Genomic DNA, 12484 nt, shown 5'->3' with positions numbered 1-12484 from the left:
ATTCACCCATCGAATTCCTGGCGATTGTTGTTAGAAATAATTACTGCCCGCGCCATAGACGAAGGTCCAATTGAATACTAAAAGAGCCTCTGAATAACCTCAAATTACTCAGCGTGATCTCAAGCGTGCAGCTGCAAGGCGCCGTTTGCAATTAATGGCCCTTTCTATAACAGATAGTGGGGCCTTAATAAAAACGACAACGCTGCAAATGTGCGCTTGAGATCAGGACCAGCCGCTCCAAGCATTCACGGAGTTCGCAAGCTCACCCCTACGGGGCCTGCCAGTTTTTTCCTGCTCTGCGTTGTGCTTTTTCGATTTAACCCATTAGACCTTCAAAAGCACACCTTAATCAGAAAAAAACTCCTTGGCCTGAGTGATCTTGAGGTTAATCAGAGGCTCCTTAACTAGACAAATAATAAAGAAATCTATAAGAAGTCGAAATCCATTAACAGCGAATGAGAAGTTGTTAATTACGCAAAAATTAATGGTTAAACACAATGTGCTGAAAAATTTGGGGGGAAATGGGAATTTTGTTGACGATAAATGGGAAGTTTTCGAAAAAACCAAAGCTTGATTACAAGCTCTGGTTTTTTAATAACCTTTTAACAGAGATTAATTAACTGTCTTTAAACTGGCTTTTATCAAGATTGTATTTACGCATTTTTTCATACAGCGTTTTGCGGGCAACCCCTAAATTATCTTGCACAATTTTTAGTTTACCTTCACAACGCGTCAATTCATCGCGAATAATACTTTCCTCAAAACGGCTCACCTGCTCCGACAAGGTTAACGGTGCTCGGGGTCGTTCTGGACTGGATTCATCAAACGCGCGATCCTCACCCAACAAAACAAAACAATTGGCGAGGTTTCTTAATTCTCTCACGCCACCGGGCCAATCGTGGCGCAATAACCACTGACGTTTTTCCAACGAAAGAATCGGCACTTCAATTTTGTAATTGTTGGCGGCGACTTGTGTGAAATGCTCAAATAATAAACTTACGTCTTCGATTCTATCGCGCAATGGCGGAATTTTTACTTGCAGAACATTCAACCGATAATACAAGTCGGCGCGGAATTCGCCTTGGTCGCTCAGCTCTTTTAAATCTGTTTTTGTAGCGGCAATGACCCGTACATCCACCGGAATGAGTTTATTACTACCCAAAGGTTGGATCGCTCGTTCCTCTAATACGCGCAGCAATTTTATTTGCAGGGTGAGCGGCATACTCTCGATTTCATCGAGTAAAACCGTGCCGCCGTCGGCGTGCTGAAACTTACCAATGCGTTTACCTTTGGCGTCGGTGAAGGCACCGGCCTCATGGCCGAACAACTCGCTTTCAATAATCGATTCTGGCAGCGCGCCGCAATTAATCGCCACAAACGGTTTTTCGTGGCGAATGCTGTGGAAATGTAAATAGCGCGAGATCAATTCTTTACCACAGCCGGTCTCACCTTCAATCAAAACGTCAGCCGGTAAATCTTTGATGTCGTACAACAAACCACGCAGGCGCTTCATTGACGGCGTATTGCCAACAATACGGATACCGGCGCTCGGCTGGGTTTCGAGTTCGCGCTTAAGCTTGAGGTTTTCCAGCGTTAAATGACGTTTCTCTAAGGCTCGATTTAGCGTGCTGATCATCGAATCCGTTGAAAACGGCTTCTCCAGAAAATCGTAAGCGCCTAAATGCATGGCTTCTACGGCTATGGCAACGTTGCCTTGGCCGGTGAGCACAATCACCGGAATATTGCTATCAACCTTGCCTATTTCCGCCAGCAGCTGCAAACCGTCCATAACCGGCATATTAATGTCGGTAATCACCACACCATCAAAACCTGGCTCCAACTGATCGAGGGCCAATTTACCATTGCTTGCGGTGGCGACGTCGTAGTCTTCCAACTCAAGTGTTTGCGACAAGGCGTTCAAGACGTTGGGTTCATCATCGACCAACAGAACTTTTTTAGATATGTCATTCATTAACTGTTTTTACACACCTGAATTTACTCAAATTATGGGATAAATTATCGACAATGTCGAAAATTCACTCGTGAAGTGGCAAAGAAACTGAAAACTTCATGCCACCACGCACGCCCTTGGTCGCAGAAATACTGCCACCTTGACTTTCGACAATTCGTTTGGCAATTGCCAAACCTAATCCTAAACCGGTTTTTCGCGTGGTAAAGAATGGCTCGAACAAATTCGGCAAGGTATCTTCATCGACACCAGGGCCGTTATCACAAACGATTAATGCTATATAACCTTCGTGTTCTTCGCTGTCGATGACCACCTTGGGTTGATCAGTATTTTCCAGCGCGTGAACCGCATTGCTGATTAAATTAACAATCACCTGTTCCACTAATACGGGTTCGCAAAAAACCGTTCGATCATTACAGCGATTAACACAGCGAATACTCTTTGATTCCAGCTCTGGGGAGACAATGCTCATTACTCCAGAAATAATTTCTTGCAACTGACACGGGCGTTTTTCGGGTTGACTGCGACGGGCAAAAATACGAAATTGCTGAACGATTTTTACCATGGAATCAACCACAGAATTAATTTCTGCCAGGGTATTTTTTAAGCTTTCGGTTTTACTGAGTTCCAACATGCGAACACTGTTGTTGGCGTAGCTTTTTATGGCTTGTAGCGGTTGCGTAAGTTCGTGATGGAGACTGGCTGAGAATTCGCCCAGCATGGCCATTTTGGCGGTTTGAATCAATTCTTCTTGCGCTTGTTGCAGAGCTTGATGGGCGTATTTTTGCTCCAACGCAGACTGTTGCAGTTGTTGATTTCTAAGCTGTAAATCGCCGGTGAGTTCGTTAACTTTTAATTCCAACTGCCGATTCATGTCTTCTAAATGATGGCGCAGTTGGAGCTTTTTCTCCTGATACAACCAAAAAATATAAAGCAACAAACTTAACAGCGTATAACCTAACACCGAAAGGAAAACCGTGTAATAGCGCTTACTGGCAGGCACCAGCGTGGCAATATTAAGCCCCCAATTGTCTAAATACTTGTAGCTTAATCGCCAAACGGTGTTATGGGTTTGCGTGCTCGACAGACGAATTTCATCGAACTCGTTAAAGGTAATGGAGGGACTGTTGGCAACCACCTGCACTTTTTCACTGCCGTAGCGACGCGTTGCTACCAATCGATTTAATTCATCAACACTGTGGCTGACAATGGATTTATACAACCAGTCAGAACGAGAGCTAAAAAAGACAATGCCGTCGGCATCGTAGACCAAAAATTCAATGCCCGAATCTTGCCAAATTTCTTCGATTTGATTGAGCAATACTTTTACCGTAACCACACCCAGAATTTCACCGTTGTGCTGAACCGGCGCCGAAAAAAAGTAACCGCGTTTTCCAGACTGAGCACCCAGCGCCAAATACTGGCCGGTATTTCCGGCAATCGCATCTTTAAAATACGGACGAAACGAATAATCGCCGCCGACAAAACTGTCGCTTTGCAAATAATTACTCGAAGCGATGGTGACACCGTTGGTATCGAGCAAGTAAATGACATCGCTGCCCAATTCGGTATTAGTCTTTAGTAGTAGTTTATTAATTTCTTCAGGAGTTTTTGAAGACGGATTACGATAAACATTGAGGATTTCTTCGGAATCACTCAATAAACTGGGCACAAATAAATAATACTCTAAGGTTGTGCCGAGGGTTTCTTCAATAAGATGACGCTCAACTTCCAAACGTTGATTCAGTTTTTGCTCACCGTATAAATAGCCGACCACGATGAATCCAACCAAACCCGTCAGATAAAACACCAATGCCAGTTTTTTAAATTGTTTTCTATTTACAAGCTCAAACACGACGCCAGTTACATTCCATTTATTGTGATTATTTTCTCTATTATACCTTTGATCCGTGCAGTTGATGAATAACTAATCTAACTTACCTTTATAAAAAATAGCGCTGCCCACAAAAATGTAACCACATCCACCCATTAATTTTAGAAACCAGCAACAATCCGCCCAAAGCCTGGGAAGACTCAACCCCAAACCGCCCTATATGACTCGATTTAAGGATAATTTCCGATTGGTACACTTCTCGCTCTATAGATCTCGCCCTGCGTTGGATTTCTCCTCCACTGACGAAGTTAACTCGTTCAACAACGTAGAAACAAAAACATAATTAAAATATCGGGTAATGATCAATGAAGACTATTCATAAAAATTTAGCCATCATGGGATTAGCATCTGCATTTGCACCATTTGCACATTCAGAAGCCTTACAAAATGCGTTTGTTGACGATGCCAAATTGAGTTTACAAACTCGCTTTGCCGCATTGACTCGAGAATTTGAGGACGCCCCTCAAAATGATCGCGATATAGCAGCCGCAGGATTTCGCTTAAAATACGAAACAGGCACTATTGCACAACGCGTAAAATTCGTTACTTCGCTTTATCATGTTGAAGAACTCTTCTCTAGCGGTAGAGAAGCCAACGATTTATTACCTCTTAACCCACAAGGTGAACAAGAGGACAGATTTACAAAATTCGGCGAAGCCTATGTCGAGTTAACACCGTTTGACGGTTTTAAAGCAAAAATTGGCCGACAAACCAATCGCTCATTATTGAAAAGCAGCAGTGGACAGCGTTCCATCCCCGACACCTTTCAAGGTATCAGTGCAGAATACAAAATTGGCGACGTAAAACTCTACAGCCAGTGGTACAACAAATGGTCTCGCCGTTTTGACGAAGACTTTATCAGTTTCTCAACCGATATTGCCGGCAGTAAAATCGATCACATTTGGATTAACGGTATTAGCTACAAGAAAAATAAGCTCGCCATTGATTTTGAAGTGCTCGATTCAGCCAACTACTTACAAAAAACTGGCTTGCGCGCCAGCTACTACTGGCAATTGGCAGAAAACCAGCGTTTCACCACACGCGGTGGTGTGTTTACCTCAAAAGACTCAGGCAGTTTATTTGTGGTCGGCGCCGAAGCAGGCGAATTGGATGACGAAGACGTTCGCGAAGTGGGTGAGCGCAGCAGCAACGACGGTTTAGGTGCGTTTATTCAAGGTATTTGGCAAATCAACAACTGGAAATTAACCACAGCCTACAGCCAATTCGAAGACTCTTGGATTGAAGACAACTACTCCGGTGACCACGGATCAAACCCGTTCCCTACCCGTTCTATTGTCTTCCCAGACTTTGCCAACACCAACGAAAAAGCCTACATGGCGGGTGTTGAATACAATTGGAAAAAATTCGTTCCCGGTTTAACCACTGCGTTTAATTATTCCAAGGGTACCGACATTGAAAACAGTGAAGACGCTTCATTGGGTGAAGGTGAAGAAAACTATCGCGAATTATTTATTAAATACAAACCCAATTGGGCGAAAGGTTTAGCGTTCCAGTGGCGTATTCACGATTACCGAGGCAAGAAAACCGGTAATGTCGATGGCGTTAAAGGCGACGACCGCGATCATCGTATCTTTATCGACTATACCTACAAGTTCTAAAATCGATAGGTTTTAAAATCGATAGACCCTAATACATATTCTCCTTAATCTCCCTCTGGCACTCTAGCAATAACGGTTAACGATTTTGGTTAACCCGCTAGGGGCCTCTTTTTCTTTTCCATCTAGAACAATTCAATGATCCACTGGCGATTTGTTATTCACCAATTGCATTAAACTGGCTTCTGCCTTAGATAAACCACAACGCTTAGCAACATCGTCCGATGACATGCCTTTTTTCAATAAATTAAGCGCCGAGTTATACGAACCCGAATGGAGTTTTTCTTGAAAGTTAAATTCACTCTCGGATTGATCTTCAATCACTGATGACTCTGATTGAGACGGTTTTGAACTAACCTCAGCCTTCATGTTTTCAACGTCGATGATTCGTTTTCCCATTGCCGCTTGGGACTGAGTCATGACGGTGAGTTCTTTGTTAAATAAATGCTCTAGGCGATTAACGCGTCGTGTTTGAGATTTGAGTTGCAACCAAAGATACGCACAGGTTGAACTGGTGGCCAATGCGATTACCACAATACCGGCTATCACTAACGGATAATCAAACCCTTGCATTACACCACCATTATATATCGTCTAAATCGGCCCACTCCTGATCAGTTAATAATTTATTTAACTCAATCAGAATTAATAATTCATCGTTTTTGTGGCAAACACCCTGAATAAACTTAGCGCTTTCTTCGTTGCCAATATTAGGGGCTGTTTCAATTTCAGATTGTCTGAGATAGACCACTTCTGCGACGCTATCAACTAAGATTCCAATCACGTGTTGATCGGCTTCAATAATAACGATTCGCGTGTTATCGGTGATTTCGCCCGGTGTTAAATTAAATCGGTTGCGTGTATCAATAACGGTTACAACATTACCGCGAAGATTGATAATACCGATGACATATCCGGGGGCACCGGGAACCGGGGCGATTTCGGAATGCCTGAGAACTTCTTGAACCTGCATTACATTGACGCCGTAGGTTTCTCCCGCCAATTGAAATGTTACCCACTGTAAAATTGGATCTTCATTAGCTTTCGATTTTATATTGGTATTGCTTGCCATATTGGTATTCCCGATACTATTTGGCTAAGGGCTGTTGATCGCTCGCGCCGGAGAAAATACGTGTCAATCAGACCTTTTTGTATGAAACAATTTCTCTCAAAAAAGAATAGTTTAGATTCTAAAATAACACCATGTGCGACGACGTTTTTACTAGAGGAGTCTCTGATTAACCTCAAGATTACTCAGAGGCTCCTAATACTTATAATAAAATTACTGTTTGTAATGCGTCGAAATAACGCTTTGCTACAAGCGGTGTATTTTTAGGAACTTTCTTTATATGAACCTTGTTCATATAAACATTTTTATAGAAACCTTTTTATAAAAACCTTTGCTTAGGAGGCTTTTATTTAGGACAGTTCTGTTAACCGTTGATCGGCAGTTGCGTTTTTCTCTGGCGTTGATCGGTTTTATCGTAATTTGAAAGCTCTGTCTGTAACTTTACCGGATCTAAAATTGTGCACATGCGATCACGCAGGGTTCCGGTAAACCACGGCGTAGCCGATTCTCGGGTGCGCCATTTAATACGCTCTTTATCCAATCGAATCGATTCGCCAATTTCGTCCACCGCCAACGCCCACTTCGACTGATCAAACGATATAAGATAGGAATACGGTTTTGAGGCATGACGGGTATTTTGCTCGGGCAATAAAAATTCGGCGCTATCAACAACTTGGATCATGCCTTTTTTACTCGGCAACAAGCCTAAAACCCAGTGTATTTGCCCAAACGGTGCCGACAATGAATCACCGATTATTTGAACTCGTCCCAAGGTTACCAACGGTAAAGCAAGCTCTAAATCATTAATGCGAAATAGCAATATATCGATTTCGTCTTTTAACCAATGTAATGTTGGTACGGCTTGATGCTGTGTAATCTCTTGTTCGAGTTCTGTTTTTACATTCGTTTCTAGTTTTAGCGTCGCTTCGGTTTTTACACTTGTATCCGTTTTTATATCCGTTTCTAGCTTTGTTGCAGTTGCGGCTTTTGGTAGCAAATCGACATCTGTACTTTGAATGAGCGCGGATTTTAGTGCTGAGTCATTCAGTAATTTTTGCAATTGTTCATTTCGATTTTTTAAATCGATTGCGATGTCTAATTCATTGTTATCGGTTCGCTCTAGGGTTGGTTTTTCTTGCAGTTTAGGTTGAACAATTTCGTCTTTTTTATCTTCTGGATTTGCATTATCCGAAAAATTTATATTCGAAGATTTTCGAACAGAATTATTTGCGACAGGGTCATTTATATCAGGATCATTTCTATCAAAGTTATTGTTAACAGCGTAAGTCTTGATAGAAACAATCGGTTGTTTCGGTAACGTTATACCAATGGAATATTCAGGGTTAAAGTCAACGCTGTAAGCCTGCAATTCAACCAAGTTCAACCACTTTTTTAGCACTGAAATATGAACATTTACTGATTGATTAGCGGCTTTTGTTTTATCGTTATTCTCACTCGAAGGTGCAACATCGTGTGGCTCTGCTTGGGCAGCTGGTTCTTTATAATCGTCCGTTTTTTTTAGGGTTTCGGTTTTTTTGGCCGTTTCAGTTTTTTTAAGAGCGTTAGTCACATGACTCGACAAAGACACAATATTATCTGTGCCTTTGTGTCCGCTACTAAGGGCATTGCTTTTATCCAGACGAGCTTGTGCCAAACGTTTTTCTAATTCCGATTCAGTGAGTGCTGGATCGAGCAAATCGGAAAAATACGATTCGAGCGCGCCGCCGGATGTTTCCTCAGCGTCCACCTTAACCAACGCAACGTTCCAGTGTGGTTATTTCTGAAGGCGGTTGCTGGCGGGCAGATCGCTCCCCTAAAATGTACTTAAACAACGACGCATAAGCTGTCACACCCCGACTGTTAGGATCAAAGACGTGGGGCGCCAAACCGGCTTTACTGGCGTCTCGTAAGCGTGTATCAATGGGAATTTTTCCGGGCCAGGCTTCTTCCATGTAGGTATTTTTAATGGCACGCAAACTGGTAATAGAAGCGTGTGTGCGGCGATCAAACATGGTCGGCACAATCAGATATTCCAATTCGTTTTTTCTTGATCGGCTCATCATTTTTAATGTGTGCAACATCCGCTCTAAACCTTTTAAGGCAAGGTGTTCGGTTTGCACGGGAATGATTAACTTTTGGCAGGCGGCCAGTGCATTAATCATTAATACGCCGAGAATCGGAGGGCTGTCTACCGCGACGAGGTCGTAATCGTTTTCCATAAGCTGTGCGGTTTTTGACACCACAAGCCCCAAACCGTCTTTGCCGATTGCTTGCCGCTCTAACGTGGCCAGCGCAGTCGACGATGGAATAAAATCCAACCCTTCAACCGAAGTAGAGTGAATTAAACTTTTAATTCGGTCATTGGTGAGGGTTTTATTTTCTTCGAAGAGTGTATAAGTCGAGCTTGTGCAAGTGTCTGAATTTAATCCCCAGTAACTGGTTAAAGAACCGTGAGGGTCTAAATCCAACATTAACACGCGCATGCCAGATTCAGCGGCCAAACCACTGATTGACACCGTTGTTGTCGTTTTTCCAACACCACCTTTTTGGTTCGCAAAACTCCAAACTTGCATGACACAGACTCCAGATTTTAATTTAAGCTCAACACGCTCTTATAGCTTTTGATTGGTTTGAGTTATCAAAATCCAATCGAAAATGGTTATAGCGCAATGAGGCGGCAATCGCGTCAATAAATCGACGCTCGTTAACCAATCATTGCCGCTCTCTCGTTGTCTCTCAGACACATGCAATACAAAGGCCTACAACTGCTATCTAGCTATCGACCGTTTCGGTTAAACATTTATGGGATATAACACGCTATTGTTGGCGAGGTAATTCCGGTTCACTAGAAAACAATAAATTACCATTATCGAGTATAACCGGTGCCACCGACGAATTATTGTTATCTGTACTATTCGAGGAAGATGTCTGCGATATCGATGAAGAATTGCTCTCACTGGGAGAATCAGCAAGAAGATCTAATATTTCAATCAGCGACAGATTTTCCGGCGATGGCCCTAAATCAATTAAGGCTTGGTTTTTTTCAAGGGCAGATAAACTGGAGTTTGCCAATATCTGATTTTTTTGTTCACGAAATTCCCTTAACGCACGACGATTATCTCGGTTAACATCACTCACCTGTTTTTTTACTTTAATAACGATTCGTCGATTGAGCGCTCGGTTAGTACTGGAGTTATTGTCTACCAAAGGTTTAAAAGCGCCGTGACCGACTGCTGTTAGGCGTTGTTCGTTAACATTATTTTGGGCAAATATTTGAACAACCGTTGCGGCACGCGCCGTGGAAAGCTCCCAATTACTCGGGTACAACGCAGTAGAAACCGGCGTATTATCGGTATGCCCTTCTACTTGAATTGCGTTTTCAATATTGGCCAATGCACTACCAATTTCATCGAATACGGTTTCAGCCGCGTAATTAGGTTCAGCACTGCCAGACTGAAAAAACTTAGCCGTTTTTAATTCAATTTCTAGCCAGTGTTCTGTATGACGAAAATGCAATTGTTGGTCGTCTACGAGTTCGGAAAAACGGTTTTTCAGTTGATTTTCTAACGTGGCAAAATCGTTATCGTAAGAAGTATCAAACACAGGCCCGGAGTTAACCTGGCTATTGGCGCTGGGTAAATCCGATTGCCGTAAAAAATTCCCTGCCCCGTTGTCTAATTCTGAAGACATAAGCTCAATGGCACCTTCTTGCGCCGCCAGAATAGGGTCACCCACTTGAATGGGTTTTAAGGATTTTTCCGGTTGTGCGAACACACCCAAAAGGGCTTGGGAAAGAATACGTTGTTTTTCTTCATTAACCTGAGAGACAGAATACATCACCACAAAAAAGGCAAATAGCAGAGTGATAAAATCCGCATAAGAAACCAACCACCGTTCGTGGTTAACACTGACGCTGGCATCAACTCTCAAGCGTGACATGGATATATTCTCATGTTAAGTGATGTAACCGTTGAGTTTTATTTTTATCAATTTGGGGTTTTCACCTTCTGAAATAGACACCAATCCGTCAATCACCAATTCTCTGAATTTCGATTGTTGCGCAATGTGCTGTTTTAATTTATTGGCAATGGGAATCAACAATAAATTGGACAGAGCCACACCGTAAATGGTCGCCACAAAAGCAATGGCAATACCGGGGCCCACCTGCGATGGATCCGCCAGGTTTTGCATGACGTGAATTAAACCAATAACCGCACCAATAATACCAACCGTGGGCGCGTACCCGCCCATGCTTTCGTAAAAATGTACGGCCTGTAAATCGTGTTGCTCTTTTCGATAAAGATCGTTTTCGAGCACACGTTTTAAAGCATCAGAATCAGTACCATCGGCCAGCAGTAACAGCCCTTTTTTTGAAAAGCTGTCGAGTTCTTTATCGGCAATGGGTTCAAGTCCCAAGAGTCCGTCTTTTCTCGCCAGTTGTGCCCACTGAACAATTTTTTCAATACCTTGATCGTAAGCGTATTTAGGCGGTAGAAACACCCAAAATAATACTGAAAGCGCCCGGTGTAAGCTCGACCAAGGCGTTTGCAAAATAGCAGCGCCCAAAGTACCGCCAATAACGATTAACGCCGCCGAGCCATTAACAAGAGACGTCCAGCTTCCGCCCTCAAGGAAGTTTCCCCCGATGAGTGCAGCAAAACCCAAAATAACACCGATAAAACTGAGTTTATCCACGGTTTACCCTTGTAAAAACATTGGCTAACAGGAGAAATGGTCAAACAGAAGGGAAGAAATGGCGGAGGGAGTAAAAATTTAAAACAACAATTAGCAACCGAAGGCTTTTTTCAACTGGCCGGGAATTTCAGTCAAAGAAATTACGCGGTCGGTTAATTTTTCTTTGGCAACGGCCATTGGCATTCCATAAATAATACTGCTGGCCTCGTCTTGTGACCACACTACCCCACCCTTCTGTTTGACTATTCGGCTGCCTTCGCAACCATCATTGCCCATGCCGGTAAGAATTAACGTTAATAATCCTTCACCCCAAACATTGGCCGCAGAAGTTAACGTGACATCTACGGATGGCTTATACAGTAATCGGTCATCCCCCTTTAAAACTTTAATTCTTCGACCATCTTTCTGATTAATCATCATTTGATGACCGCCGGGCGCCAAATAAACCACACCATTTTCAATGGTCATACCGTCGTCGGCGTGAACCACTCGAACTTGACATTGGCTGTTGAGTCGCTCGGCAAAAGCCTTGGTGAAATTCTCAGGCATGTGCTGAATCACTAAAATAGGCAAAGAAAAATTTTGGGGTAAATGTTTTAGAATTTCTGATAATGCGATAGGACCACCAGTGGAGGCACCAATGGCGATGATTTTTACTTTTTCGTTGAGCTTGCGCGAGACTTGAGCGTTGTTAGGTGGAGCTTCCGCCACACGCGGCGTCGACGCTTGAGAAGCGCTTGATTTGGATTTGGTGTCGTGCTCAATTAATTTATTATTTAAGGCAAGGTTTCGCCGACGCGAAATTAATAGAATGCGCTGGTGTAATTTGTCTTTTAATTGTTCAGGATTTTTAGCAATTTCTTTAAAGCTTTTCGGCATGAAATCAACAGCACCAGCTTCCAGCGCCGACAAGGTTGTTTTAGCGCCGTCATAAGTCAGTGAAGAAAACATTAAGATCGGTGTTGGCCGCTGGGACATAATTTGACGGACGGCGTGAATGCCATCCATTAACGGCATTTCGTAATCCATGGTGATAACATCGGGCTTTTTTTCTAACGTCATCGACAGCGCTTGTTTGCCGTTGCTGGCAACACCCACAACGCGAAGTTGAGGGTGCTCTTCAATGATGTCGGTCAGTCTTTTTTGAAAAAATAGAGAATCATCAACGATTAACACCGTTATCGCCATGCTTCTAGACACCTTTTTGTGTTTAATAGGGATTTTATTGCGCACAAGCGATA

At 43.0% G+C, this 12484-nt stretch carries 10 protein-coding genes; 1 reads left to right on the top strand and 9 read right to left on the bottom strand.

Annotation, left to right across the window (positions count from 1 at the left end; translation table 11 throughout):
• Nucleotides 1-616 precede the first annotated feature (616 nt).
• Both LU361_RS12645 and LU361_RS12640 read right to left on the bottom strand, forming a co-directional pair.
• Entirely contained in the window at nt 617-1972 is a 1356-nt protein-coding gene (locus LU361_RS12645; RefSeq protein ID WP_233089196.1) for a sigma-54-dependent transcriptional regulator, read from the bottom strand.
• Between the two features lie 64 nt (nt 1973-2036).
• Nucleotides 2037-3824, bottom strand: coding sequence for a sensor histidine kinase (locus tag LU361_RS12640; protein WP_233089195.1), 1788 nt, complete (start codon nt 3822-3824; stop codon nt 2037-2039).
• A gap of 344 nt (nt 3825-4168) precedes the next feature.
• Here LU361_RS12640 and LU361_RS12635 point away from each other — a divergent pair, with 344 nt between their 5' ends.
• Nucleotides 4169-5482: an OprD family outer membrane porin gene (locus tag LU361_RS12635; RefSeq protein ID WP_233089194.1), complete on the top strand. Its 1314-nt coding sequence runs from the start codon at nt 4169-4171 to the stop codon at nt 5480-5482.
• Between the two features lie 132 nt (nt 5483-5614).
• Here the strand turns inward: LU361_RS12635 and LU361_RS12630 are convergent, their stop codons facing one another.
• The 7 genes from LU361_RS12630 to LU361_RS12600 all read right to left on the bottom strand — a co-directional run bounded on the left by LU361_RS12630 (nt 5615) and on the right by LU361_RS12600 (nt 12431).
• Entirely contained in the window at nt 5615-6052 is a 438-nt protein-coding gene (locus LU361_RS12630) for a DUF2802 domain-containing protein (protein ID WP_233089193.1), read from the bottom strand.
• Between the two features lie 10 nt (nt 6053-6062).
• A complete protein-coding gene (locus tag LU361_RS12625; protein ID WP_233089192.1) occupies nt 6063-6551 on the bottom strand; it encodes a chemotaxis protein CheW in 489 nt (162 codons plus the stop codon).
• 361 nt (nt 6552-6912) lie between these two features.
• Nucleotides 6913-8295 carry a chemotaxis protein CheW gene (locus LU361_RS12620; protein WP_233089544.1) on the bottom strand — a complete coding sequence of 461 codons (1383 nt, stop codon included), beginning with the start codon at nt 8293-8295 and terminating at the stop codon, nt 6913-6915.
• Nucleotide 8296: 1 nt separating this feature from the next.
• Nucleotides 8297-9121 carry a ParA family protein gene (locus LU361_RS12615; RefSeq protein ID WP_233089191.1) on the bottom strand — a complete coding sequence of 275 codons (825 nt, stop codon included), beginning with the start codon at nt 9119-9121 and terminating at the stop codon, nt 8297-8299.
• Between the two features lie 244 nt (nt 9122-9365).
• Nucleotides 9366-10487, bottom strand: a complete 1122-nt coding sequence (locus LU361_RS12610) for a flagellar motor protein MotB (RefSeq protein WP_233089190.1) — start codon at nt 10485-10487, stop codon at nt 9366-9368.
• A gap of 15 nt (nt 10488-10502) precedes the next feature.
• The gene (locus tag LU361_RS12605; RefSeq protein ID WP_233089189.1) at nt 10503-11243 is read right to left on the bottom strand and encodes a flagellar motor protein; all 741 of its coding nucleotides are present in this window, start codon (nt 11241-11243) and stop codon (nt 10503-10505) included.
• Between the two features lie 90 nt (nt 11244-11333).
• On the bottom strand, nt 11334-12431 hold the full coding sequence (locus LU361_RS12600) for a protein-glutamate methylesterase/protein-glutamine glutaminase (RefSeq protein WP_233089188.1): 1098 nt from the start codon (nt 12429-12431) through the stop codon (nt 11334-11336).
• Nucleotides 12432-12484 lie beyond the last annotated feature (53 nt).

Source organism: Sessilibacter corallicola, assembly GCF_021290925.1.
In the GTDB taxonomy this organism is placed as follows: Bacteria; Pseudomonadota; Gammaproteobacteria; order Pseudomonadales; family Cellvibrionaceae; genus Sessilibacter; species Sessilibacter corallicola.
The sequence above is the reverse complement of the archived record's forward strand: the minus strand, read 5'-3'. Positions and strand labels throughout refer to the sequence as shown.

What these genes read in the sequence shown, in the direction of transcription:
- LU361_RS12600 (WP_233089188.1), bottom strand. Translation starts at nt 12,431, where the DNA reads ATGGCGATAACGGTGTTAATCGTTGATGATTCTCTATTTTTTCAAAAA.
- LU361_RS12625 (WP_233089192.1), bottom strand. Translation starts at nt 6,551, where the DNA reads ATGGCAAGCAATACCAATATAAAATCGAAAGCTAATGAAGATCCAATT.
- LU361_RS12645 (WP_233089196.1), bottom strand. Translation starts at nt 1,972, where the DNA reads ATGAATGACATATCTAAAAAAGTTCTGTTGGTCGATGATGAACCCAAC.
- LU361_RS12635 (WP_233089194.1), top strand. Translation starts at nt 4,169, where the DNA reads ATGAAGACTATTCATAAAAATTTAGCCATCATGGGATTAGCATCTGCA.
- LU361_RS12615 (WP_233089191.1), bottom strand. Translation starts at nt 9,121, where the DNA reads ATGCAAGTTTGGAGTTTTGCGAACCAAAAAGGTGGTGTTGGAAAAACG.
- LU361_RS12630 (WP_233089193.1), bottom strand. Translation starts at nt 6,052, where the DNA reads ATGCAAGGGTTTGATTATCCGTTAGTGATAGCCGGTATTGTGGTAATC.
- LU361_RS12610 (WP_233089190.1), bottom strand. Translation starts at nt 10,487, where the DNA reads ATGTCACGCTTGAGAGTTGATGCCAGCGTCAGTGTTAACCACGAACGG.